This is a genomic window from Archangium sp., from assembly GCF_036277355.1.
In the GTDB taxonomy this organism is placed as follows: Bacteria; Myxococcota; Myxococcia; order Myxococcales; family Myxococcaceae; genus Archangium.
On record NZ_DASUNC010000019.1, the window covers coordinates 135,503 to 160,718 of the forward strand.

The 25,216-nt window shown below is 69.8% G+C and carries 19 protein-coding genes; 10 read left to right on the plus strand and 9 right to left on the minus strand.

The window, feature by feature from the left end; all coding sequences use genetic code 11:
• Positions 1-11 precede the first annotated feature (11 nt).
• From VFZ09_RS05680 to cmk, 3 genes are read left to right on the plus strand one after another with little or no spacing between them, the layout of a single operon-like run.
• Positions 12-983, plus strand: a complete 972-nt coding sequence (locus VFZ09_RS05680; protein ID WP_329726450.1) for an acetyl-CoA carboxylase carboxyltransferase subunit alpha — start codon at positions 12-14, stop codon at positions 981-983.
• A gap of 27 nt (positions 984-1,010) precedes the next feature.
• Complete coding sequence (gene hisC / locus VFZ09_RS05685) at positions 1,011-2,105, plus strand: histidinol-phosphate transaminase (RefSeq protein ID WP_329726451.1); 1,095 nt, start codon at positions 1,011-1,013, stop codon at positions 2,103-2,105.
• On the plus strand, positions 2,102-2,791 hold the full coding sequence (cmk, locus tag VFZ09_RS05690) for a (d)CMP kinase (protein ID WP_329726452.1): 690 nt from the start codon (positions 2,102-2,104) through the stop codon (positions 2,789-2,791). Before hisC ends, cmk begins: the two co-directional genes overlap by 4 nt.
• A 48-nt stretch (positions 2,792-2,839) precedes the next feature.
• Here cmk and VFZ09_RS05695 read toward each other — a convergent pair whose 3' ends face one another.
• Positions 2,840-3,331 carry a GAF domain-containing protein gene (locus tag VFZ09_RS05695; RefSeq protein WP_329726453.1) on the minus strand — a complete coding sequence of 164 codons (492 nt, stop codon included), beginning with the start codon at positions 3,329-3,331 and terminating at the stop codon, positions 2,840-2,842.
• Between the two features lie 117 nt (positions 3,332-3,448).
• Positions 3,449-5,128, minus strand: coding sequence for a serine/threonine-protein kinase (locus tag VFZ09_RS05700; RefSeq protein ID WP_329726454.1), 1,680 nt, complete (start codon positions 5,126-5,128; stop codon positions 3,449-3,451).
• A gap of 212 nt (positions 5,129-5,340) precedes the next feature.
• Between VFZ09_RS05700 and VFZ09_RS05705 the strand changes: the two genes are divergently transcribed.
• A complete protein-coding gene (locus VFZ09_RS05705) occupies positions 5,341-7,302 on the plus strand; it encodes an ABC-F family ATP-binding cassette domain-containing protein (protein ID WP_329726455.1) in 1,962 nt (653 codons plus the stop codon).
• Positions 7,303-7,345: 43 nt separating this feature from the next.
• Here VFZ09_RS05705 and VFZ09_RS05710 read toward each other — a convergent pair whose 3' ends face one another.
• Positions 7,346-8,191: a hypothetical protein gene (locus VFZ09_RS05710; RefSeq protein ID WP_329726456.1), complete on the minus strand. Its 846-nt coding sequence runs from the start codon at positions 8,189-8,191 to the stop codon at positions 7,346-7,348.
• A gap of 155 nt (positions 8,192-8,346) precedes the next feature.
• Between VFZ09_RS05710 and VFZ09_RS05715 the strand changes: the two genes are divergently transcribed.
• The gene (locus VFZ09_RS05715) at positions 8,347-9,606 is read left to right on the plus strand and encodes a dipeptidase (protein ID WP_329726457.1); all 1,260 of its coding nucleotides are present in this window, start codon (positions 8,347-8,349) and stop codon (positions 9,604-9,606) included.
• Positions 9,607-9,635: 29 nt separating this feature from the next.
• Here the strand turns inward: VFZ09_RS05715 and VFZ09_RS05720 are convergent, their stop codons facing one another.
• From VFZ09_RS05720 to VFZ09_RS05740, 5 genes are all read right to left on the minus strand, one after another.
• Positions 9,636-10,217: a Uma2 family endonuclease gene (locus VFZ09_RS05720; RefSeq protein WP_329726458.1), complete on the minus strand. Its 582-nt coding sequence runs from the start codon at positions 10,215-10,217 to the stop codon at positions 9,636-9,638.
• A 67-nt stretch (positions 10,218-10,284) separates the two neighbouring features.
• Positions 10,285-12,384, minus strand: coding sequence for a serine/threonine protein kinase (locus VFZ09_RS05725; protein ID WP_329726459.1), 2,100 nt, complete (start codon positions 12,382-12,384; stop codon positions 10,285-10,287).
• A gap of 3 nt (positions 12,385-12,387) precedes the next feature.
• Positions 12,388-13,155: a sigma-70 family RNA polymerase sigma factor gene (locus VFZ09_RS05730; protein WP_329726460.1), complete on the minus strand. Its 768-nt coding sequence runs from the start codon at positions 13,153-13,155 to the stop codon at positions 12,388-12,390.
• Positions 13,156-13,224: 69 nt separating this feature from the next.
• Positions 13,225-14,868, minus strand: coding sequence for an apolipoprotein N-acyltransferase (gene lnt, locus VFZ09_RS05735; protein ID WP_329726461.1), 1,644 nt, complete (start codon positions 14,866-14,868; stop codon positions 13,225-13,227).
• On the minus strand, positions 14,865-15,506 hold the full coding sequence (locus VFZ09_RS05740; protein ID WP_329726462.1) for a hypothetical protein: 642 nt from the start codon (positions 15,504-15,506) through the stop codon (positions 14,865-14,867). Before VFZ09_RS05740 ends, lnt begins: the two co-directional genes overlap by 4 nt.
• Positions 15,507-15,572: 66 nt before the next feature.
• On the opposite strand from VFZ09_RS05740, the gene VFZ09_RS05745 reads away from it, so the two are divergent.
• Positions 15,573-16,463, plus strand: coding sequence for a hypothetical protein (locus VFZ09_RS05745; protein WP_329726463.1), 891 nt, complete (start codon positions 15,573-15,575; stop codon positions 16,461-16,463).
• Between the two features lie 30 nt (positions 16,464-16,493).
• On the opposite strand, the gene VFZ09_RS05750 is transcribed toward VFZ09_RS05745, so the two are convergent.
• Positions 16,494-18,743, minus strand: a complete 2,250-nt coding sequence (locus VFZ09_RS05750; protein ID WP_329726464.1) for an ATP-binding protein — start codon at positions 18,741-18,743, stop codon at positions 16,494-16,496.
• 102 nt (positions 18,744-18,845) lie between these two features.
• Here VFZ09_RS05750 and VFZ09_RS05755 point away from each other — a divergent pair, with 102 nt between their 5' ends.
• The 4 genes from VFZ09_RS05755 (at position 18,846) to VFZ09_RS05770 (ending at position 25,160) form a co-directional block, all read left to right on the plus strand.
• A complete protein-coding gene (locus VFZ09_RS05755; RefSeq protein WP_329726465.1) occupies positions 18,846-21,239 on the plus strand; it encodes a transglycosylase SLT domain-containing protein in 2,394 nt (797 codons plus the stop codon).
• A 69-nt stretch (positions 21,240-21,308) separates the two neighbouring features.
• Positions 21,309-22,706: an L-seryl-tRNA(Sec) selenium transferase gene (gene selA / locus VFZ09_RS05760; RefSeq protein ID WP_329726466.1), complete on the plus strand. Its 1,398-nt coding sequence runs from the start codon at positions 21,309-21,311 to the stop codon at positions 22,704-22,706.
• Positions 22,700-23,299, plus strand: coding sequence for an HNH endonuclease (locus VFZ09_RS05765; RefSeq protein WP_329726467.1), 600 nt, complete (start codon positions 22,700-22,702; stop codon positions 23,297-23,299). Before selA ends, VFZ09_RS05765 begins: the two co-directional genes overlap by 7 nt.
• Positions 23,300-23,432: 133 nt before the next feature.
• The gene (locus VFZ09_RS05770) at positions 23,433-25,160 is read left to right on the plus strand and encodes a hypothetical protein (protein WP_329726468.1); all 1,728 of its coding nucleotides are present in this window, start codon (positions 23,433-23,435) and stop codon (positions 25,158-25,160) included.
• Positions 25,161-25,216 lie beyond the last annotated feature (56 nt).

A 25,216-nucleotide genomic window follows, 5' to 3' on the forward strand; every position in this document is an offset into this window, starting at 1 on the left:
GGTCCGGCGCCATGGCAAACGGCATCAACTATCCACTCGATTTCGAGCGCCCGCTCATCGAGCTGGAGAAGAAGATCGACGAGCTCAAGGCCCTCTCGGCGAGCGGCTCGGTGGATTTCACCTCGGAAATCTCCAAGCTGGAGAAGAAGGCCAAGAAGCTGCAGACGGAGATCTTCAGTGATCTCTCGCGCTGGCAGGTGGTGCAACTGTCGCGCCACAGCTCGCGTCCGTACTTCCTCGACTACGTGCAGTACCTGTTCCCGGACTTCACCGAGCTGGCGGGGGATCGCCGCTTCGGGGAGGACCCGTCCATCGTGGGCGGCTTCGCGCGCTTCGATGGCCGGACGGTGATGCTGATCGGCCACCAGAAGGGGCGCAACACGAAGGAGAACATGGCGCGCAACTTCGGCATGCCGCGCCCCGAGGGCTACCGCAAGGCGCGGCGGCTGATGGAGATGGCCGAGCGCTTCGGCAAGCCCATCCTCACCTTCGTGGACACGCCGGGCGCCTACCCGGGCATCGGCGCCGAGGAGCGCGGCCAGGCCGAGGCCATCGCGGTGAACCTGGAGGTGATGAGCCGGCTGACGGTGCCCATCATCGCCACGGTCATCGGCGAGGGCGGCTCCGGCGGCGCGCTGGCCATCGGCGTGGGCAACCGCGTGCTGATGCTGGAGAACAGCGTCTACTCGGTGATCTCCCCCGAGGGCTGCGCCTCCATCCTCTTCCGTGACGCCACCAAGGCGGACAAGGCGGCGGACGCGCTGAAGCTGACGGCCAAGGACCTCAAGGGGATGAACGTCATCGACGAGCTCGTCCCCGAGCCGGCCGGCGGCGCGCACCGTGACCACGCCAAGGCCGCGGAGAACCTGGCCAAGGTGCTCCGCAAGAACCTGGACGAGCTGGCGCAGCTGTCGGGCGACGAGCTGATCCAGGACCGCTACCAGAAATTCCGCGCGCTCGGTGTGTTCTCCGAGGGGCGCTAGCCGTACCCACGAGGAATCCAGACTCCCATGAGACCGCTCGTCCCGCCGTACATCGAGACGCTCAAGCCCTATGTCCCGGGCAAACCCATCGAGGAGACGGAGCGCGAGTACGGGCTCACGGGCGTCATCAAGCTGGCCTCCAACGAGAACCCGCTGGGGCCCTCGCCCAAGGCCATCGAGGCCATGCGGGTGGCGTCGCAGAAGGTGCACCTGTACCCGGACGCGAGCAGCTACTCGCTGGTGCGCCGGCTGGCCGAGCACCTGGGCGTGAAGCCGGAAGAGGTGGTGCTGGGGTGCGGCTCGAACGAGATCATCGAGCTGCTCATCCGCACCTTCACCACGCCCGAGGACGAGGTCCTGCTGTGCAAGGGCTCGTTCCCGGCATACCGGATTTCGGTGCAGGCACATGGCCGGCCCTTCGCGGAAGTGCCCATGCGCGAGGGGTACCGGTATGACCTGGAGACGATGGCGAAGGCGATCAACCCGCGCACGCGGATGATCTTCATCGCCAACCCGGACAACCCCACGGGGACGACGTTCGGCCGCCAGGAGTGGGAGCGCTTCCTGGCGAAGGTGCCGGAGCACGTGCTGGTGGTCCACGACGAGGCCTACTTCGAGTTCGTGGACTGGCCGGAGTACTTCAGCGCGGTGGAGTACTTCCGCAAGCACCCGAACGTGGTGGCGCTGCGCACGTTCAGCAAGATCTACGGGCTGGCGGGGCTGCGGCTGGGGTACGGGGTGATGGACGCGCGGCTGGTGGCGTACCTGCAGCGCACGCGGATGCCCTTCAACCTGACGATTCCGGCGCAGATGGGCGGGCTGGCGGCGCTGGAGGACGTGGAGCACGTGCGGCGCACGCGCGAGCTCAACAGCGAGGGGCTGCGCTACTACCAGACGGAGCTGCCCAAGCTGGGGGCGAAGCTGGCGGAGAGCCACGCGAACTTCGTGCTGGCGGACTTCGGGCGGCCGGCGATGGAGGTGTACGAGAAGCTGCTGCGCAAGGGCGTCATCGTGCGGCCCATGGCGGGCAACGGGTACCCGACGTCGCTGCGCATCTCGGTGGGGACGCGCGAGGAGAACGTGCGCTGCGTGACGGCCCTGCGCGAGGTGCTCGCCTCATGAGCGCACGCCCCTTCATCGTGGCGATCGACGGCCCGGCGGGCGCGGGCAAGTCGACGGTGTCGAAGGTGCTGGCGCGGCGGCTGGGCTTCGCGCTGGTGGACACGGGAGCCATCTACCGCTGCGTGGCGCTGAAGGCGCGGCGCGAGGGGCTCGCCTTCGACGACGACACGAAGCTGGGCGAGTTGCTGAGCCGGGTGCACATCGCCTTCCAGGTGGTGGGCGAGGACAACCACGTGTTCCTGGATGGCGAGGACGTGTCGGGGGAGATCCGGACGCCGGAGAACTCGATGGCGGCCTCGCAGGTGTCGAGCCGGCCGGTGGTGCGCGCGGGGCTGCTGTCCTTGCAGCGGCGGCTGGCGCTGGGCGCTCCGAAGGGAGCGATCCTGGAGGGACGCGACATCGGGACGGTGGTGTTCCCGGACGCGGACGCGAAGTTCTTCCTGGAGGCGGATCCGAGCACCCGGGCGAGGCGCCGTTTCGAGGAGCTCTTCCAGAAGGGCGTGGAGCGCTCGCTGGAAGAGGTGCTGGCGGATCAGATCAAGCGGGACCAGGACGACGCGTCGCGAGCGGTGGCGCCGTTGAAGCCGGCGGAGGACGCGGTGCGGCTGGACTCGACGAGCATGCCGCTGTCCGAGGTGGTGCGGATCCTGGAGCAGACGATCGTGGACCGGATGTCCAAGCGTTGATTTCCCCTCTCCCCTCGGGTTCCAACCCCCGCCCCCACCCGAGTGCCCCTACTTCCGGCGCGAGAACCAGGCCATGATCTCCTCGAGGGCGCGGCGGTCCACGTCGTCGAAGGTGGCCTTGTGCTCGGAGTCGATGTCGAGCACGGCGATCAGCTCGCGGTTGGGCCCGAAGACGGGGACGACGATCTCCGAGGCCGAGCGCCCATCACACGTGATGTGACCCGGGAAGGCGTGCACGTCGGCGACGACGAGGGTCTCGCCCTTGGCGGCGGAGGTGCCGCAGACGCCCTTGCCGAAGCGGATCTCCAGGCAGCCGAGGATTCCCTGGTAGGGTCCGACGCGCAGCAGCTTGCCGGGCTCCACGACGCGGTAGAAGCCGGTCCACAGGTGGCCGAAGGCGTTGTGGAGCAGGCAGCTCATGGTGGCCATGGCGGCCACGTCGTCGTTGATGCCCTCCAGGACGGACTCGATGTGCTTCTTGAGCTCGGCGTAGGCCTCGGCCTTGGGCGTGCCGCGCAGATCCAGGGTGACTTCAGCCATGGTGTGGTCCTCGAGACGGGGGCCGGCGGGGTGTCGCGCCGGCGCGGGGCGCATGTTTAACCTGATCCGGATCGCGCCGCGATAGAACCCCTCGCGCCCCCCGGGAGAACCCCGGGACTACTCGAAGATGGGGACGGAGTCGTCCTTGGTGTCCCGGTTCTGTTTCGCGGGGCGTGAAGGACGGGAGGGCTCCGCCACGGGCTCGGCCTTCACGGGCTCCAGCGTGACGCTCACGGTCTCCGCGTCCGCCACCACGCCATTGAAGTCCAGCTTGCGCTTCACCTCCTGGTGCCCGGCGAGCTGGAAGGTCAGCTCGTGCACCTGGTCCCGGCGCAGCCGGCGCTCCAGCGGAGCGGTGCCGATCTGCACATCCCCCGCGAAGACGGTGGCGCCCTCGGGGGTGGAGCGGATGCGCACCAGGATCATGCTGTCCACGGCGGGGGCCGCGGGCTTCGGCGCCGGCTTCACCTCGGCGACGGGGGGAGGCGGCTCGGCCGGGGTGGAGGGGCGCAGCGCCACGACCGCGCCTCCCGTGGCGATGAGCAGCAGCGGCAGTACCACGAACGCGATCTTCCTCCCCATGGAGCCGCGCTGCGTGTCCTCGGGGAGCGAGTGGGTGTGGTGGGGCGCCGGAGCGGCGGCCTCGGGGCGCGGAGGGCGCGGACGGGCGGCCGAGGCGGAGCCACTGCCCGCCCGGGCGGGAGCCGCGCTGGACGGCTGCGAGCCCCGGGACGAGGGCTGTGCGGCCCGGGCCGCGGAGGGCTGCGAACCCGGACGCGCCGCCGGAGCACCGGGACGGGAGCGCGAGTCACTCGGAGACGAGCGGCCCGGCTTCGACACGCTGCGCTGGCCCACCTTGCTGCTGCTGCCGGCCCTGCTGCTCCGGCTGCTGCTGCCCGCCTCGGGGACCGAGTTGGCGGGGAGCGCATCCAGCTCCTCGGGAGACAGGTCCGCCACCGCGTCCAGCATGGCGTCGATGAACTCCTGGGCGTTCTGGAAGCGGTCTTCCTTCTCGCGGGCGAGCGCCTTCGCGAAGAACTCCTCGAGGGACTGGGGCACGGGGGCGCCCTGGCGCTTGGCGGCCACGGTGGGCACGGGCTGCGTCAGGGCGGCGGTGAGCGCCTTGCGCACCGTGTTGGCGCCATACGGCGAGGTGCCCGTGAGGCAGTAGTAGAAGACGCCGCCCATCGAGTAGAGGTCGGAGCGGTGATCCACGTGCTCGCCGCCGGCCTGCTCGGGGGGCATGTACTGGGGCGTGCCGAGCACCTGGCCGGTGGAGGTGAGCTGATGCTCGTCCTCGGCCTCGAGCGCCTTCACCAGGCCGAAGTCCAGCACCTTGACGAAGTCCCGCTTGTCCAGCTGCTGCACCATGATGTTGTGCGGCTTGATGTCGCGGTGGACGGCGCCCTGCTCGTGGGCGTGGGCGAGGCCGCGGCAGGCCTGCTCGATGACGTCCACGGCGCGGCGCAGGGACATGGGGCCGTCGCGCTTGACGAGCTCGCGCAGGCTCTCGCCCTCGAGCAGCTCCATGACGTAGTAGCAGGTGCCGTCCGGGGCGCGGCCGAAGTCGTAGATGGTGATGACGTTGGGGTGGCGCAGGCGGCTGGCGATCTCCGCCTCGCGCCGGAAACGCTCGAAGAACTGGGGCGCGGCCGCCAGCGAGGGGTTGAGCGTCTTGACGGCCACCGGACGGTGGACGGACGTCTGGGTGGCGCTGAAGACCATGCCCATGCCTCCCTGGCCGAGCACGTCTTCGATCTTGTAACGGCCATCGAGCACCTGGCCGATGAGGGCCATCTGGGAGGCGCTGCACAGGTGGTCGGAGCCGTCGGTGCTACCGCAGTGCGGGCAGGGAGAAGCCATCAGGAGGCCGAGTATAGACAGACCCGGGGAGCTCCGGGCAGGGGTCCTGACGGGGGGCCGCCCCGGGCCGGGGGCGGGGGAGGGAGCGGACGGGCATCTCGGCCGTTCCCGGAAGGCGGCCAGGCTGTTACACCCCCGAATCCGCCATGAGCCTCGTCATCGCCCAGGACATCTGCCTCTCCTACGGGAAGAAGGTTCTCTTCGACAACGAAAGCTTCGCCCTCAGCCCCAAGGACCGCATCGGCCTGGTCGGGGCCAACGGAACGGGGAAGAGCTCGCTGATGAAGATCCTCGCCGGGGTCCAGAACCCTGACTCGGGGACACTCACCTACCGGCGCAAGTCACGAATTGGTTACCTGCCCCAGGAGCTGGCGGGCCTGCCCGAGGGCTCGGTGGTGGACGCGGTGATGAGCACGGTGCCGGGCCGCGACGCCCTGGAGGCGCGCCTGCGGGAGACCGAGGAGGCGCTCGGCAAGGCGGCCAACGAGGAGGAGCAGCTCGAGCTGGCCCAGACGCTGGCGGACCTGCACACGGAGCTGGACCACTTCGAGGAGCACTACGGCCGGCACCATGCCGAGCGCATCCTCAAGGGCCTGGGCTTCCGCGAGGCGGACCTGGCCAAGCCCACGGGGGCGCTGAGCGGTGGCTGGCGCATGCGCGCGGCCCTGGCGGGACTGCTGCTCCAGGACCCGGACCTGCTGTTGATGGACGAGCCCACCAACCACCTGGACGTGCCGACGCTGGCGTGGTTCGACGGCTTCCTGAAGCGCTCGAACAAGGCGGTGGTGCTCATCTCGCACGACCGCGACTTCCTCAACCGGCAGGTGGACCGCATCCTCTCGCTGGAGCTGGAGGGCCTGCGCTCGTACGTGGGCAACTACGACACGTACAAGCGGCAGCGCGCCGAGGAGATGGAGCAGCTCAAGGCGCAGGCCGAGCGCGTCGAGGCGCGCAAGGCGGAGCTGCAGGCCTTCATCGACCGCTTCGGCGCGAAGGCCACGAAGGCCCGGCAGGCGAAGAGCAAGGAGAAGCAGCTCGAGAAGATGGAAGACGTGCAGGTGCTCGAGGAGCGGGCCACCATGCGCTTCCGCTTCCCGGAGGTGGAGCGCTCGGGGCGGGACGTGATGACGCTGGAGGGCATCCAGAAGCGCTACGGGGAGGCGGTGGTGTACTCGGGGCTGGACGCGCGGGTGGAGCGCGGGCAGCGCATCGCCGTGGTGGGCGCGAACGGCGCGGGCAAGACGACGCTCCTGAAGATCATCGCGGGCGAGCTGGTGCCGGATGGGGGCACGGTGAAGCTCGGGCACAACGTGGTGATGGGGTATTACGCGCAGCACCACGGCGACAAGCTGAACAAGCACAACAGCATCATCGAAGAGGTGCGGCCGCTGGCGGCGGACAAGCCGGAGAGCTTCGTGCGCGGGGTGCTCGGCGCGTTCATGTTCTCGGGGGACGACGTGGACAAGCCGGTGGGCGTGCTGAGCGGTGGCGAGCGCGCGCGTGTGGCGCTGGCGAAGCTGCTGCTGGTGCCCTCCAACCTGCTGCTGATGGACGAGCCGACGAACCACCTGGACCTGGACTCGACGGAGATGCTGATCGAGGCGCTGAAGGGGTACGGGGGGACGCTGGTGTTCGTGTCGCACAACCGGAGCTTCGTGAACGGGCTGTCGACGCACGTCTGGGACGTGGTGGGCGGGAAGGTGGTGCCGCACCCGGGCAACCTGGACGACTACCTGTACCACCAGGAGCAGCAGCGGCTGGCGGCCGAGGCCGCGGGCCTGGGCGAGAAGGTGGCGGAGAAGGGGCCGGCGGCGGGGCTGACGGAGAAGGACCGCAAGCGGATGGAGGCCGAGGCGCGGCAGAAGCGCAGCGTGGTGGAGGGCCCCATCAAGAAGGAGATCGCGAAGCTGGAGGAGGCGATCGCGAAGCTGGAGGCGGCGCAGAAGGAGCGCGAGGCGCAGCTGGCGGATCCGGTGCTCTACAACGACTTCGCGAAGGCGAAGCCGCTGATGGACACGCACCGCGAGGGCAAGGAGCAGCTGGAGCAGCTCTACGCGCAGTGGGAAGCGGCGCAGGAGAAGCTGGCCGAGGCCTCCGCGTCCCTCTAACTCCCTCTCCCTGTGGGAGAGGGTCGGGGTGAGGGTCTACCGGTCAGTGATGCCCGCCCCCCCGATGTCCGCCTCGACGGCCGCCCCAACGGCCTCCGTGCGGGTGATCACGGTACGGGCTCGCGTCGTGGTAGCGGTGACCACGATACCGGCCCCAGCCCCAGGGCCGATTCCACTCGTGCTGACGCATCACCGGGTAGTGCCGCCAGGTGTGGAAGAAGTAGTTGGGGTGTCCCCACCTCACGGCGATCCTCGCGTGGCGGTACTCCGGAACGACGATCCGGACCGAGCCACGCGGAGCCCATCCGCCCTCGATGAAGACCCACGAGTAACCCCGCCGGACCCACCTTGGCGCGATGAAGACCAGGTCCGGCTGGGGAGGCGAGACCCAGGTGCCCTCCACCCAGACGTACTGGCTTCCTGACCAGTACCAGTAACCCGGTGCCCACGTGAGGTTCTGCGCGGGAGGCGGAGGCGGCGTCTCCGCCTGGATCTGCGGAGGCGCCTGCGCCGTCGCGACCTCCTCGCTGCTCACGTCGATGGGGATCTCCACGTCCGTCGAGCCAGGCCTCGCCCAGCCACCGGAGATCCAGCGCCAGACGTCTCCATCCTGCTGCCAGTAACCGTTGACGAACTGATAGCCGGGCATCCGCGCGATCCACGCGCCGGGCTTGAAGCGCCACTCGCCGCCATCCCAGTACCAGTGTCCGGAGGTCCACACGGAGTCGGGGAAGGGCCGCGGCGTGGGCCGCTCCAGGGGGAGCGCCGGAGGAGGGGAGGGCGCCAGGGGCTCCGACTCCACATCCTGCTCCTCGGTGTACCCGAACCCTGGCTCGGCGACCGGAGCCGTCTGCGCATGCACGGCCGGAGCCGCAAGACCGAGAACCAAACAGACCCACCAACGAGGCGTCATGACGTCGTCTCTCCCCTCACTGCCGCTTCATGGGTGGGACGTTTTCCGCCTCGATTTATTCACGCACCCCTCGGGCCAGTCGCCCTGATGCCGATGACGCGCCCGCGCCGGTGCGCTAAGCGGGTGGCCCCATGAGACCGACCACCGCGTTCCTCAGCCTCTTCCTGCTCGCCACCTCGTCCTGCACCCATGGCTCGAACCGCCAGGAGACTCCGGCGAGTCCCTCGTCCACGGATCTCGCCGAGCGCAGCCGCGCGCTCGCGAAGCGCGTCATCATCGCCGACGGCCACATCGACGTGCCGTACCGTCTCCACGAGAAGCTGGGCCCCAATGGCGAGCCCACCGAGGACATCTCGCAGCGCACCGCCGAGGGTGACTTCGACCACCCGCGCGCCGTGGAGGGCGGGTTCGACGTGCCCTTCATGTCCATCTACATCCCCGCGGATCTCCAGACGAAGCCCGGGGCCTCGAAGGCACTCGCGGACTCGCTGATCGACATGGTGGAGAAGATCGCCCGTCAATCTCCCGAGAAGTTCGCCATGGCCCGCTCGGTCGAGGAGGCCCGGCGCAACACCCAGGAGGGCAAGGTGTCCTTCGCCATGGGCATCGAGAACGGCTCGGCCATCGAGGACTCGCTCCAGAACGTGGCTCACTTCCACCAGCGCGGCGTGCGCTACATCACCCTCACGCACTCCAAGGACAACCAGATCAGCGATGCCTCCTTCAACACGGGCAAGCGCACCTGGAACGGGCTCAGCCCCTTCGGCAAGCAGGTGGTGGCCGAGATGAACCGCGTGGGCATCATGGTGGATGTCTCGCACCTCTCGGATGACGCCATCCGCCAGGCGGTGGAGTCGAGCCAGGTGCCCGTCATCGCCTCGCACTCCTCGTGCCGCCACTTCACGCCCGGCTTCGAGCGCAACATCAGCGACGAGCTCATCCGCGCCCTGGCCGCGAAGGGGGGCGTGGTGATGATCAACTTCGGCTCCGCCTTCCTGTCCCAGGCCTACAACGCCTACGAGCTGGAGGGCCGCAAGGCGGTGATGGCCTTCGCCCAGGAGCGCGGCCTGACCCCCGACAGCCCCGAGGTGAAGGCGTTCGTGGAGTCCTATATGCGCGAGCATCCCGCTCCGCTCGCCCGGGTGGAGGACGTGGCCGACCACATCGACCACGTGGTGAAGCTGGTGGGCATCGACCACGTGGGGCTCGGCTCCGACTTCGATGGCGTGGGCCCGACGCTCCCCACCGGGCTCAAGGACGTGTCCCAGTACCCGAACCTCTTCCGCGTCCTGCTCGAGCGCGGCTACAGCGAGGCGGACATCGAGAAGATCGCCTCGGGCAACGTCTTCCGCGTGTGGCAGAAGGTCGAGTCCCACGCCGCCGGCCGCTGAGCACCTGCCACGGCTCCGGCAATGGTGGGTCAGCTCGTCGGAGCGGGTGGCCAGAGCTCGCCGAGCCTGAGCGCGAGGAGCTCGAACGGCGGCGCGTGGATGACATCGTCCTCACCGTAGACGCCCAGCTCCCACCAGTGTCCGTTCAAGAGCTCGCTCACCGTGAGCGTGCGCGCCTCCAGGTCCACGAACCACAGGTGGCGCACGCCAATGCGCGCGTAGAAGGGCCTCTTGATGCGTTGGTCGTAGCTGCGTGTGCTCGGTGAGAGAATCTCGCAGATCCAATCCGGGATGATGCTGAAGCGATCCTCCGGGAGCTCGGGAAGCCGCTCTCGCCGCCAGCCGGCGAGGTCCGGAACGAACTCCGGGGAGCCCTCTGCCTGGATGCCGGGCTCGACGAGAATCCACCAGCCGCCCGGGCCATCCCGCCCCAACTCGAAGGGCCCCTGAAGTTCCCGGGACAACCTGCCCCCAAAGTGGACGTGCTTGGGACGTGGGCGGGCATGCGTGTAGAGCGTCCCCTCGATGATCTCCCCCACGACGGTCTCGGGCAGGGCCTCGAGGTCGGCCAGGGTTGCGGGGGAGGGTGTGAGACGGGCGGTGGACCCCATGTGCCTAGTCTGGGGAGCGTGGCGGTTCCTGGCAAGCAGCTCCCCGCTCGTCCGCTTGCTCCTCTCCTCACGTCTCCCGGGACTCGCGCCACCGGAGCGTCGCGCGCCAGGCGGACCACAACACGAGCCCGAGCAGCGCTTCCCCGAGCAGGAAGGGCACGCCGCCCCACAGCACCAGGCGGCGGGCCAGGGTCCTGTCCATCTCGAAGGCCGCGTCGGCGGGCGTCTGCACGATGACGACGAACCCCGTGTAGCCCACCGGCGCCAGGGCCGCGAGCCACGGTCCCTCCCGTGTCGCGAGCGGATCCCGGTGCTCGGCGAGCGTCACGGTGGGCCAGGGCTCGGGCATCCGGAGTTGCTCGTCCTCCGTCCGGGTCAGGGTCCTGCGCACCTCGTCGAGCTCACGCGCCAGGCCTCCCTCCAGAGGCAGGGACTCGCCGTGCCCCAGTGCCTCGTGGAGCAGGATGATGTAGCCCCCGGGTGCCGGCTGCCCGGCCTCGCCCCGGTTCCTGTCCCGCGGCGCGACGAGCACGGCGGTCCGATGCCGGGCCTCGTCCGGATCGCTCAGGCGCAGGGAACCCAGGGTGGCGCCCGTGCCCACCATGCCCACGAGCACTCCCCGCCATCCTCCCTCCGCATCGAGCAGCGGAATGGAGATGGCGAAGCGATGCCGATCATCCGCCTCCGACAGGAACGCGCGGGAGATGTAGGGCTGGACCCGTTGCGCGAGCGCGTTGCGTTTCGCGCCCTCGAAGTAGTCGCGCCACGCGAAGTTCTTGCCCAGGAAGTCCCGGGAGGGCTCGGGCCAACGCGCCAGGACCGTTCCCTGGGCATCCACGATGAACCAGCTGTCGAACGGAGACTCCCCACCCGGGAGCTTCAGGCCGAGCCGTGGATCCTCGTGTGCCTCGTACATCTCCCGGCAGAAGCCCTGGAGGGCGGGCAGATCATGGCGCAGGAGCGGCTCGCGCAGCCGGGGCGAGCTGGCGGCCCGCTCGATGGCATCGCTGTACTCCTCGAGCTTGAAGAGCACCGTGCCCGCGACCGTGCGCGCGGCGTAGATGTTCGTGCTCAGCTCCTCCCTGCGCCGATCGTCCACCTGCGCTCGTGCCACGGTGAGGGCCGCTCCCGCCGTGATGAGCAGCAGCCAGGCGATGCTGCCCACCAGCCCCGCGGGGACCGGGTTCCGCCGGCACCACCGCCACACGCGCGCGGCCCTTCCCATGGGCCGGGCCAGGATGGGCTCGCCCCGGAGGTAGCGATCCAGCTCCTCGGCCAGCTCCTCCGCCGAGCCGTAGCGCCGCGCCGGATCCTTCTCCAGGCACTTGAGGCACAGCGTCTCCAGGTCTCGATCGATACCAGGAGCGAGCTGGTGGGGTGGCGTGGGTTCGGTCTCGAGAACGCGCCGGAGGACCTGGGTGGGAGTGTCCGCGGTGAAGGGCGGCTGGCCCGTGAGCAACTCGTAGAGGATGGCGCCCAGGCCGTAGACGTCGGTGGCGGTGGTGAGGTTCCGGGAGCGTCCGGCGGCCTGCTCCGGTGACATGTAGCCCGGCGTGCCCACCACGATGCCGGAGCGGGTGTGATCGGCCTGCTTCTCCAGGTGCCGGGCCACGCCGAAGTCCGCCACGTGCGGCCGTCCCCCGGCATCGAGGATCACGTTGGCCGGCTTCAGATCGCGATGCAGGACGCCGCGCTGGTGTCCGTGGTGCACCGCCCGCGCGAGCACCGAGAGCACCTCGGCCACGCGCCGGCCATTTCCCCGGAACCGCTCCAGGTTCTCGGCGAGGTTGCCGCCCTCCACGTACTTCATCGTGAAGTAGGGGCAGCCGTCGTGCTCGCCGACCTCGTAGATGGGGACGATGTTCGGATGATCCAACCGGGCCGCGGCCTCGGTCTCGGCGCGGAAGCGGTGCAGCTCGGCCTCGCTGGCCAGCCCGCCTCCCACGAGCATCTTCAAGGCCACCACGCGCTCCAGGCGCAGGTCGCGCGCGCGGTACACCCGGCCCATGCCCCCCCGGCCCAGGAGCTCGAGCAGCTCGTAGTCCCCGAAGCGCGAGGGGAGGCCCGAGGCCGGGAGGGGCTCGGGCTCCTCGTCGAGTGCTCCGAGCAGCAGACAGCGGGGGCACAGGCCCGCCGCGCTCAGGTTCGAGCCACACTGGGGGCACACGGGCTACTCCAGGGAGACCAGCAGCAGGCGGATCTCATCCTCGATGTCCTCGGGCCGCTCGACCGTCTGGGCGATCTCTTCCCGGAGCAGCTCCCGGTACCGGCCGCGGAGCCGGTGGGCCGCGATCTTCACCGCATCTTCACTCATGCCCAGGGTTCCGGCCACCTGCGCATGGGGGATCTTCTCTACGTCTCCCGTCAGGTTGCCGCGCAGCTTCTCGAAGAGCCGCTGCTTGCCGAGTCGGGCGCACTCCTGCTCCAGCGTGGACAGCACGCGCTCCAGCAGCGTCAGGGTCCAGCGGCGCTGGTAGAGCTTCTCGGGCGTCAGGTCATGCGAGGGCTCGTGCTGGTAGAGACCCTCGGCGGTCTCGGCGTCGATGGACAGGCCCGTGAGGCCGCCGCCGCGCTTCTGGGCCCGCTCCCGGTCCCACTCGTTGGCGAGGTAGTGCTTGAGCGAGGCGAGCAGCCATGAGCGGAACCGGCCGCGCTGGCGATCCACGTCGGCGAGGTCGTTCTTCTCCAGCAGCCGCGTGAAGAAGCCCTGGACCGAGTCGCGCGCGTCCTCGGGCCCGCGTCCCTGGCGCCGGGTGAAGGCATAGAGCGGGTACCAGTAGAGCTTGCACAGGGTGGACAGGGCCTCGTGCGCCTCGGACGAGGTGCCATGGCCCGCGGCGAGGACCAGACTCCAGCGTGTCGTCGAGAACTTCCTGGGGCTGGGCCGAGGAAGTCCCTCGAGTGCATCCTCACCATTGTCTCGCGTGGGTGCTGTCATGGGCTCCCCCGGGTGGATTCGCCGAGAGAGCCTAGCCCAGGGCCGGTCCCGCCCGGGTGACGAATCGGGCTACGCGGACTGCCGGGCCTTGCGCCGCGCCAGGAGCGAGGGCGCGAGGAGCAGCACCACGCTCAGCACGAGGGCGGTGGGGCCCAGCCAGTCCCCCCAGAGCACCATCAGCGTGGGCACACGGGGAGTGAGGGGCACCGTCACGGCGAGGCTCGCGCGGTGAGCATCCGGCACCTCGGCGAGCACCTGGCCCGTGGGGCTGATGAGGGCGGAGATGCCCGAGTTGGTGACGCGCACCTGCGGCAGCCGCGTCTCGATGCTGCGAAACGCCGCGTGCATCAGGTGCTGCTTCGGCGCGGGCGTCCCGGAGAACCACGAGTCGTTGGACAACGTGATGATGAGCTCGGCTCCCCGGCGCGCCTCCTCGGCGACATAGCTGGGGAAGATGGACTCGTAGCAGATGAGGGGCGCGACGGTGATCGCCCGGCCTCCGCCGAGCTGGAGCGCCATCGTCTGCGGACCGGGTCCCCGCTTCCAGTAGCCCGTCCAGGGCATCCGCTCGCGCAGCCACTGCGAGTCGATCAGCTCGGGGACCCACTCCGTCAGCGGGAAGAGCATCGTCTTGCGGTAGGCCGAGCGCTCCAGCGCTCCGTTCTTCCCCGGGCCCAGGAACATGGCGGCGTTGTACTCGCGCTCCTGCTCCAGATCGTACGTGCCGAAGAGCAGGGGCACCTGGCCGCGCGAGACGAACTCGCGGATCTCCGCGTCGAACTCGGCGCCCGCGTCGCTCTTGGGCGTGCCGAAGGTCGTCGGGTACACCGTCTCGGGCCAGATGAGCAGATCCAGCTTCCGGTTCTGGAGCAGATCGGCCGAGAGCCGGTAGTGCGTGTCCAGGATCATCCGGACCACGTCGTACGTGCCCATCTCCGCCGCGAGCTTCTCGTACTTCGTGATGTTGGCCTGGACGACGCCCACCGTGAGCTGCTGCTGGGGGGCCTCGAGCGCGGTCACCTGCCGGTAGCGGAACTGGCCGTACCCGAAGCACGCCAGCACGAGCGCCGCTCCCACGGCCACCGGAGCCAGTGCGCGCCGCGAGCCCTCGCGCACACCGTGGGCCACGAGGACCCTGCCGGCCTCGAGCACGCACGCGTTGACGATGACGAGCACGAACGTGAGCCCATGCGTCCCGGCGATGTCCGCACCCTGGCGAAGGGACTCGGAGGCGATGAAGCCCTGCCCGAGCGTCACGGCGAAGAGCTTGGGGCTGATCCACTCGGTGCCCACGTACACGAGTACGCCCGTGAGCGTGGCGCGCCAGAAGCCCCGGGGGTTCTGCTGGGCGGTGCGCCGCAGGTGGTAGCGGGTCAGCGCGAAGGTGATGAACTGCAGCTCCATGAGGGGCGACAGCACCAGGAAGGCGAGCCAGCACACCGCCAGGGGCGCCCCGGAGTAGCTCTGCAGGGAGCCGGGGAACCACGCGAAGAGCGCGGCGTTGAAGGCGCAGCCCATGGCCACGCCCGCGAGCACCGTCTCACGCCGGGAGGTGGTCCGGTCCAGCACCCACAACCAGGGCACGAGCGACACCCAACCGGCCGAGACCCAGAGGGGCTCCTGGCTGCCGAACAACCACAGCAGGCCCGCGGTGCCCGCCGCGCCGAGCAGCAGGAGCACGAGGCGCCTCGCGCGGACCGCCATCGCGCTCATGGAATGGGCTCCACTCCCTCTGGCCCTTCGGGCAGCTCCAGGATCTCGATGGGCATGCCCGGGGGCGCCAGCTCGGGCGGGACGACCCGGTTGGAGGGCAGCTCGACTGGCACTCCCTTGGAGTCCACCGGCTTGTAGTCCGGGTGGAACATGAGGATCGGCTTGATGCCCTCGCCATTGTCCGTGGTCTGGTAGTGGCGCACGTAACCGGGAGGCAGCTCGAAGTTCTCGGGGACGATGATGCCCTGCTTGAGGGGGCTGGTGCCCGGGCGGTACAGGTTGATGCCCTCCGCGGGGCCAGCGGGCGCCGCGTCCTGTGGCACGGGCTCCTCCTGGGGCGTGGGCTCGGACGGCTGGGCCGGGACGCTCTGGGGCCGCGGGGCCGCCTTCGGAGCGGGACGGGACGGGGTGGGGGAGGGCGCGGGTGCTCCCTGCGCGAGCCTCACGGGCTCTGTTTCGGGAGGGGAGGGCACGGAAGCCGGCGATGACACGAGCCAGGCACTCAGGAGCAGACACACGACGGTGACGCCGAGCCCCAGCCCGACGATCCACGTGCCGCTGCCGGTGCTCTTCCGCTGGATGCGTGTCACGCCATCACCGTCGACGTGCCGCTCGTACTCGGGATGCTGCGAACCCATTCTCGCCCCTGTTCTCCGGGGCTCGTATGCTACGGGCCCCTTGCCGCCCGGGCAATCCGTTCCCCCATGAGCCCCATGTCCGCCGCCGATGCACCCGTCGCGCCTTCAGCCCACGGCCAGCCCGTGGCCCCGCGCTTCCAGGTCCACGCCTACTCGCTCGCCCTGCGTCTCGTCAGTGCCCTGCTCCAGGTGTTGATGACGGCCGACATCCTGTGTGCCTCGGCGCTCATCGTCGTGGGCACCTTCACGGGGGCGATGAACCCCAGGCCTCCGGCACTGGCGGGCTGGCTCGCCCTGATCGCGCTGGCCCTGTTCGGCCTCACCCGGCTCATCCGGTGGCTCACCGCCGCGACGTTCTCCGTCGAACCGTCACAGTTCGTGCTGGAGCGCCGTGGGGATCGGTTCGAACTGCCCGTCACCTCGGTGGAGTCCGCCCGGGTGTGGCGGCTGCCGTTGCCGGGGGCGGGCGTGTCGTTGCGGATGAAGTCGGGACGAGGTTTCCAGTACGCGTTGCAGGTGGTGGATCCACTGCCGGTGTTGGAGGCGATGGGGACGGAGGCGAATCACCCGCTCACGGCCTTCGCCCACGCCCGGGCCACGGTGAGCCGCCGACGCTGGTACCACCTGGTGCTCAAGTTCGTCCTGTTCCCGCTGGTGCCCGCCGTCATCATGTTCCAGCTCAACCAGCGCATCACCTACGGTGGGCCGTTCGCGCAGTACCAGATGTACGGGATGGGGCCGTACATGCAGAGCTTCTTCACGTACTGGACCTACTTCACCGCGCTGCTGGTGCTGTTCGCGAGCATCTGGCGCGTGCTGGCCGAGCTGGTGGCCTTCGCGGGGGCGTGGATCTCCCCGCGGCGGGCGAGGGGCGTGCGGCGGTTCGTGGAGGTCGCCAGCGCGGTGCTCTACTACGGGGGCTTCTGCTCGCTCGTGGCGTGGAAGTTCCTCCAGTAGACAGTGCCCCCGGTCCTCCTGAGTTGAGCCTCAACCCGTGCGGCGCTTCTTGTCGCGTTTCGGTTTGCGCTCGGGTTTGGGCGGTGGCGTGCTGTCCGGAAGGCCGCCCTCAGCCACCTTGCCATCCGAGGGTCTCGTGGTGGGGAAGGGCGTTCCATCCATGAGGATCGGCTCTGGCAGTGGGAGTGGCTCGGACGGAGGCGCCGGCAGGCGGATGATGAACGCGGCGCCCTCGCCCGGTTTGCTCTGCACCGACAGCGTCCCGCCGTGGTTCTTCACGATGCGCTGGCAGATGGCCAGTCCCAGTCCCGTGCCCTTCTGCTTCGTCGTGTAGAAGGGCACGAAGATGTGTTGCTGCTGCTCCTGCGGAATCCCCGGGCCCGTGTCCGTCACGTGCAGCTCCACGAACGAATCCCCCGCCGAGCGGAAGTCCGTGAAGCGATCCGGCCGCACCGTCTTCACCGTGATGGCGCCCCCGGTGTCGGCCATCGCCTGCATCGCGTTCTGCACCAGGTTGATCAACACCTGCTTGAGCTGCTCCGCGTCCGCCTCCACCCGCGGCAGGGCCTCCTCCTGCTCGACCTTCAGCTCGATGCCCGGTGGCATCTCGTTCTGGATGAGCCGCACCGTCCGCGTCACCACCTCGTTCAGGTCCGTGGGCCCGAAGGTCTGCTTCAGTGGCCTCGCGTAGTCGAGGAACGCCGACACCACCCCGTTCAGGCGGTTCACCTCCTCGACGATCACCTCCAGGAACTCGCCTTCCTCCCCCGGCAGCCGCTTCGGATCCAGGCACTGCGCCGCGCCCTTGATGGCCCCCAGCGGGTTGCGGATCTCATGCGCCAGGCCCGCCGCCATCTCGCCCAGCGCCGCCAGGCGGTCGCGCTCGCGGATCTTCTCGTACAGCTTCGAGTTCTCCAGCGCCGTCGCCAGCCGCTCGGCCACTTCCAGGATCAGGGCGATCTCGTCCGAGGCGTACGCCTCCGGCACCCGCTCGTCCCACAGGTTCAGGAAGCCGATGACCCGGTCATTGCCCAGCAGCGGCACGGTGATGCCGCCCTTCATCTGCAGCAGCGCCGCCCGCGTGTCGTTGAGCCGCTTGAGCTCGTCCCGGAAGCGCTTGCCCTCCACCGCCTGCTGCCGCAGCACCGCGATGCGCCGCTCCACGTTCTCCAGCAGCACCGCCTTCTGTCCCGATGCCACCGCGAACAGCACGCCCCTCGCCGCGCCCGTGTCCAGGAAGCTCACCGGTGCCGGTCCCCGCGCGTCCAGCAGCCGGTAGCCCGGCCTGTCCTCCGCCAGCAGGTACAGCGAGGCGTGGGTGATCCGCCCCGACTCGTGCAGCGCGTCCAGCACCATCCGCGCCAGCTCGGAGATTTCAATGACGCCCGCCATCCTCGCCCGCGCGTTGCTCAGCACCCGCAGCAGCTCGAAGCGCTCGCGGAAGAAGATGGACACCACCTGCTCCTCCACCTTCACCCTCAGGGGCTCCAGGAGGATGAGCACCACGAACGCCGCCACCACCGTGTTGAACACGAACAGCGAGGTGTTGTTCTGGTCCACCCACACCGTCAGCACCGTGAACACCGCGGCCAGGATGGTGGCCAGCACCGTCTGCGAGGCGATCTTCCCCAGCAACTCGTGCAGGTCCATCAGCCGCAGCCGCAGCAGCGTCTGGGCCAGGAAGAACAGGTAGAGCGTGGTGAAGACCGGCCCCAGGGTGGGGAAGGGCAGGCCGTAGCGCTCGAGCAAGTCCAGCGCCGTGAAGAGGATGGCCGCCCCCGCGCCGATGGCCAGGTACGTCAGGCGCAGCCGCTCGATGCGCGACTCGGTGGTGCTGACTCGTCGGAGCAGCAACGACACCGAGCCCAGCAGTGCACCGAGCACCCAGGCGCCCATGGCCACCCTGGCCCACCCATTGTGCGCCAGGGGCGACACCGCCACGCCCAGGCCGAACACGGCGGAGAGCACAGCGAGCCGCCTGCCGAGCAGATGTGTTCCCTTGCTGACCCCCAGGAATTCGAGGAAGAAGGCAACGGCCGCGCCAGGAACCAGCGAAGCCAGTAGAATGGTGGCACCCACCGCCACCCTCGACACCCAGGGGTACTCGGCGCGTGAGAAGAGGCTGTGGAAGAAGCTGGAGAGGTAGTACCCGCCTACTGTCAACGCGAAGACGGAGTAGAGCGTGAGCACCCGTGGACGTCCCGCCCTCAACAACATGGAAACGCCCAGCGCCAACCCGATGATGGATGCGAGAAGTGCGCTCTGTGTCCGGATGTCCATGCGTGGTGGGCAGTCTAACCTCCGTTCGTTCGCGGAAATTTTTTCCCTGCTTCCAGTTGTCTCCGTGGCTGCCCAGGCCCATCACGTGAGGGCCCATCCCGTATGAAAGCCTTCGTCCCCCTGCTCGCCGCCGCTGCCGCGGCCACCTCGCTGGCCTTTGCCCAGGCGCCGCTCACCGAGGAGCCCTCCGCGGCTCCCCAGGCGCTCACCGGCCAGGCTCCGTCCGAGGCCCAGCTCTCCCCACCTCCGGATGCCGAGAAGGTCCTCGTGCCCCCGGGGTATGTGGAGGTGCTCAACCCGGCCTTCCCGGACCCGCCTCCGCCCGCGCCCGCCGCGCCCATGATTTTCAAGGGCCGCGCCTACAACCTGGACGACCTGTCCCCCTACTTCGCCAAGGGCAAGCTCCTGGAGGCCAGGCAGGCCTTCGACAAGGGCTTCTACGTCCGCGCCCGCGAGCTGCTGGAGAAGGAGGGCCACTCGCTGCCCGTGCGCTACCTGCGCGCCCTGAGCGCGGTGCGCGCCGGGGACGACAAGCGCGCCGCCGAGGAGATGTCCACCCTGGCCCGGGACTACCCCGCGCTGGCCGATCGCTGCCTCACCCATGCCGGCGTGGCGCTCGAGTCGCTCGGGCGCTTCGCGGATGCCGCCGTGCTGCTCGCCCAGGTGCCCGAGAGCTCCCGGCTGTACGCCGATGCCCGCCTGGCGCTCGGCCGCGTCCTGCGCAAGACGAAGGACACCGAGGCCGCGCTCGCCGCGCTCGCGCCCCTGTCCGGCCGCACCTCGCCCTCCTGGGGCCGCAACGTCGCCGCCGAGGCCCTCATGGCCAGCGCCGACATCGCCGCCGAGAAGAAGGACAAGGCGCGCGAGCGCGAGTTCCTCTGGCGCCTGTGGGCCAACCACCCCCTGTCCGCCCTGGCCCAGCAGGCCGAGAAGCGTCTCAAGGGCCAGCAGGCGCCCGTCGACATGAAGGTGGCGCGCGCCGAGCAGCTCATCGAGCTGCACCGCAACAAGCAGGGCCTGGACGTGCTCGAGCCGCTGCTGCCCAAGCTCAAGCTGCCGGACGCGCTCGCCTGCCGCGCGCACTTCGCCTTCGGCAAGGGGCTGCGCAAGGAGCGCCAGCACACCCGCGCCATCTCCACGCTCACCCCCGTGGTGGAGAAGTGCCAGGACCGCGATCTGCTGCCGCGCGCCATGTACGTGCTCGGCTCGTCGCGCTCCATCGTGGACCAGGTGCAGGGGCCCCAGACGTACGAGCGGCTCGCCCGCGACTACCCGGAGCACTCCTTCGCCGACGACGCGCTCTTCTACGCCGCGGACCTGTATGTGAAGACGGGCCGCCTGGAGCTGGCCTCGCAGCGGCTCAAGGAGCTGGTGAAGCTCTACCCCCAGGGGGACTTCCTCGGCGAGGCGCTCTTCAAGGACTTCTGGATCTCCCGCACGCTGAAGGCCGCGGACGGGGGCATCCCCATGCTCCTGGAGATCGAGAAGCGTTTCGCCGACGCGGACGAGACGTACGACCTCGAGCGCGCGCAGTACTGGCGGGCGCGCACCCTGCAGGACAAGGGCGACAAGAAGGCCGCGGCGGATCTCTTCGAGACGATCGCCGTGGAGCACCCGGCCACCTACTACGGGCTGATGGCCCGCACGATGCTCGCCGAGGTGGACCCGGCGCGCATGGAGCGCGTGACGCCGCAGCTCGACTTCACCCAGCAGGAGCGTCGCGCGCCCTGGCCGCTGCACGCGGGGGCGATGGAGAAGGATCCGCACTTCACCGCCGCGGTGGAGCTGCTGCGCCTGGGCTTCCCCGAGGCCGTCTCCTCGGAGCTGCTCGCCGTCAACCGCACGAACCTGCCGTCGGAGAATGTCCGGCTGCTGGTGCAGCTGCTGTCCGTGTCGGGGGACGAGCGGGGCGCGCATGCGGTGGCCCGCGTGGCGCTGCGCCGCGACCTGAGCGGCCGCATCACCCCGGAGACGCGGCCGGTGTGGGAGGTGGCCTATCCCAACGCCTTCCGCCCGCTCATCGAGAAGCACACCGCCGCGGCCGGCGTGGAGCCGGATCTGCTCCAGGCGCTGATGCGCGAGGAGAGCGCGTTGGATCCGAAGGCGCTCTCGTGGGCGGGCGCGCTGGGCCTCACCCAGCTCATGCCCTCCACGGCGCAGGCGGTGGCGCGCCAGCTCAAGCTCAAGAAGGTGACGACCCAGGCGCTCCTGGAGCCGGACCTCAACATCCGGCTGGGCGCGCAGTACCTGGGCTCGCTCATCAAGCGCTTCTCCGGGCACACCCCGTATGCCGTGGGCAGCTACAACGCCGGCCCCAACGCCATCGACCGGTGGCGCGCGGACCGTCCGGGCGTGCCGCTGGACGCGTGGGTGGAGGAGGTGCCCATCGCGGAGACGCGGGGCTACATCAAGCGGGTGCTGCGCTCCTACAACACCTACCAGCTGCTCTACGGGCGGCCGGCCAAGGTGACGGGTGTGCAAGCCGCCAGCCGGTAGTGTGAAACCGGTGTGAAGGGCAGGGGAGCCGGGTGGCGCGCGAGCCCCCGCCCCCTTACAATTGCGGCCGTGGGTGCACCCTCGACCGAGAACGGGGGGAAGAACGCTCTGCTGCGAGCGCTCCCCTCCATTGAGCAGCTCCTGCGCCGGCCCTCCCTGGAGGAGAAGCTGGCGGCGATTCCGCGTCCCCGCGCCGTGGCGGCGCTGCGGCTGGCGGTGGCGCGCGTGCGCGAGCGGCTGTTGCGCGGCGAGGCCCGTCCCTTCGAGGACTCGGACGTGGACGAGGCGCTGCGCGTGCTGGCCACGCCCAACCTGCGGCCCGTGCTCAACGCCACCGGCGTGGTGCTGCACACCAACCTGGGCCGCGCCCCCCTGGCGCCCGAGGCCGTGGCCCGCGTGGCCGAGGTGGCTCGCGGCTACTCCAACCTCGAGTACGACCTGGACGAGGGCGAGCGTGGCAGCCGCTATGCCCCCGTGGTGGAGCTGCTCACCCAGCTCACCGGCGCCGAGGACGCCCTGGTGGTGAACAACTGCGCGGGCGCGGCGCTGCTGGTGCTCGCCACGCTGGCGGCGGGCCACGAGGCCATCGTCTCGCGCGGGGAGTTGGTGGAGATCGGCGGCGGCTTCCGGGTGCCGGACGTGATGAAGCAGTCCGGGGCGCGCCTCGTGGAGGTGGGCACCACCAACCGCACGCGGCGCTCGGACTACGAGTCGGCCCTCACGCCGGACACCGGCGTGCTGATGAAGGTGCACCGCTCCAACTTCGCGCTGGTGGGCTTCACCGAGGAGGTGGAGGTGAAGGAGCTGTCCGCGCTCGGCCGCGCGCGCGGGGTGCCCGTGTTCGTGGACCTGGGCTCGGGGGCGCTGGTGCCGCTCACCGGCGAGGGGCTCACCGGCGAGCCCACGGTGCCGGCCACCGTGGCCGCGGGCGCCGACGTGGTGGCCTTCTCCGGCGACAAGCTGCTGGGCGGGCCGCAGGCGGGGATCATCGTGGGGCGCGCGGAGCTGATCGCCCGCATCAAGAAGCACCCGCTGACCCGGGCGTTGCGCATCGACAAGATGACGGTGGCGGCCCTGGAGGCCACGCTGGAGCTGTACCGGGATGGCCGGCCGGAGGCCATCCCCACGTACCGGATGCTCACCTGGCCGGTGGAGGAGCTCCGTGTGCGTGCCGAGCGCCTGCTCGGTCTGCTGGTGATGAAGGGAATCAAGGCCCGCGTGGCTCCCATCTCGGGGCAGGTAGGCGGGGGAGCGATGCCCCTGGCCAGGTTGCCGTCCTATGCGTGCATCCTCACCGTTGAGGAGCCAGCGGCGTTCCTGGAATGTCTTCGGGGAGCGGGAGTTCCGGTGATTGGGCGGATCTCGGACGGCGAGGTGGTTATGGACGTCCGGTGCCTGGCGGAGGAGGACCTCGGGCCGGTCGCTGACGCCGTCGGTACGGCCTCACAGGGAAGGCAGCCATGTTGAACAGCGCCGTTCTCGTCCTGAACCGAAACTATCAACCGGTGCACGTCACCTCGGTGAAGCGCGCCCTCTCGCTGCTCTACCTGGGCGTGGCCAAGGCCATCGATGCCCAGTACCGCCTCTATGAGTTCGAGGACTGGGCGGCCCTGAGCGCCAGCGCGCCGCACGACAGCGTCAACACCATCAACCGGCGCATCCGCGTGCCCCGCGTGGTGGTGCTCTCCGCCTACGAGTACCTGCCCAAGGGCCGGGTGCGCTTCTCCCGCCTCAACATCTACGCGCGCGACCACGACACGTGCCAGTACTGCGCCCGGCAGCTGCCGCGCTCGGAGCTGAACCTGGACCATGTCGTCCCGCGCTCGCAGGGAGGCAAGACGAGCTGGGAGAACGTGGTGTGCTCGTGCGTGCCCTGCAACCTGCGCAAGGGTGGGCGTACGCCGGCGCAGGCGGGCATGAAGCTCCTCAAGGTGCCCATGCGGCCCCGCTGGACCCCCTTCTTCCGCGGCGCCTCCCGCCGCATCACCTACCGCGAGTGGCTGCCGTTCCTGAACCTGGCCGACGCCTCGTACTGGAACGTCGAACTGCTCGACGATTGACCCGGCCGCCCGCTCCGGCGCTGGAGTTTTCCAGGCCGCTTGTAGCGCCGGATTCTCGTGGCCGCTGTAGGCCTTGCGGGGTCTCCCCCGAAGCACGGATTCTGTCCGCGCTTGGACTTTCCGGGAGACATTCATGCAGGGAAATCGCTGGCTGGTGCTGGGCGCGCTCGCACTGGTCATGAGCATCACGGGCTGTAACTGTGGCGGCGTCGACGGGCCGCCGGACGCGGGAATCAGCGACGACGGCGGAACCAACAATGATGATGGAGGGGGCGGCAACCCGGATGACGGCGGTAACGGGACCCTCCCGGATGGCGGTGAGCCCCCGACGTGTCTGGCCCAGGGAGCCTCCTGTAGCCGTGAGTCGGATGCGGGTGCCTTGTGCTGTAGCGGCGTGTGTGGGGCGGATGGCCGTTGTCCGGAGCCCGACACGCTCTGCCGCACCCCCGGCGAGGCCTGCACCTCCGGCATCCAGTGCTGCACCAACGTGTGCCTGAGCAACGGCACGTGCGGCAACGCCCAGTGCCTCGACATCGGCGGCTCCTGCTCCAACAACGAGCAGTGCTGCACCAAGACGTGCACCGGCGGCAAGTGCGCCCAGATTCCGGGCGACACCACCTCGATGTGCAAGGTGATTGGCCAGGCGTGCGGGGTGGACGGCGACTGCTGCTCCACCAACTGCCAGGCCGGCATCTGCGCGCGCGCCTACACCTGCCAGGGCTACGGCGACATCTGCGGCAAGAACTCGGATTGCTGCGGCAACGCGTGCTCGGTCAATGACGGCGGCGCGGGCCGGTGCCAGTTGATCACCGGCGGTGGCGGTGGCGGCTGCATCCAGGATGGCAACCCATGCAGTGGTGGCTCCGGCTGCTGCTCGCGCACCTGCGTGGACCTCGGCTACGGCGCCACGGTCTGCCAGCCGGTCGGGGGTTGCAAGCTCACCGGAAACTTCTGCATGCAGGACAGCGACTGCTGCGGTGGTGGCAAGTTCCCCGACGGCGGACCCATCAACCCCAACGGTACGGTGAAGTGCGTGGGCGGCCGGTGTGACAACGGGCAGTCCTGCAACGGCGTGGGCAACATCTGCGGCGCCGGCACGCTGCCGGATGGTGGCTCCGTGGACATCAACGCGTCCCAGAACTGCTGCGACGGCAGGAAGGACGTGTGCCAGGTGGACTCGTCCGGCGTGCCGCGCTGCTTCGGCGGTGGCACCGGCCCGAGCGGTCCTTGCCCCAGCGGCTACACGGGCACTTCGCCCTGCTGCATCGCCCAGGGCAACACCTGCCAGTTCTCCGAGCAGTGCTGCGATGACGCCCTCTGCCTCCCGGCGGGGGATGGGACGGGCCGGCTCTCCTGCCAGAAGCCGACGTGCGCCCCCGTGGGCACGCCCTGCGACGCGGCGGGCGTGACGTGCTGCGCGGGCACCCAGTGCCTGCAGACCTCCGAGCTGACCAAGGCCTGCCAGGTGCCCTACACCCCGCCTCCCTCGGACGGTGGAACGCCCACGGATGCGGGAACCGACGCGGGCACGGGCGGCGTCTGCCAGGCCAACGGCACCACGTGCACCACCTCCGCTCAGTGCTGCTCGGAGATCTGCTCGGGTGGCACGTGCCAGGCGCCCGCGGCGTGCCAGCCGCAGAACGCGGCGTGCACCTCCGGCTCGGACTGCTGCACCGGCCTGCGCTGCGAGGTGCTCTCGGGTCAGACCACGGGGACGTGCCAGCCGGGAGCTACCTGCTCGTCCAGCGGCCAGGCGTGCTCGCCGACCGATCCGTGCTGCGCTGGCCTGGCCTGCCGCAACTCGGCCGGGGCGACGTGCGATGGCACTTCGGCCTGCCTCTGCCGGATCGTCATCAACTAACTTGGCCAGGGAGTCGACGCGGAGCGCGGGACAGGTTTTGATACGGGTGCTTTGAG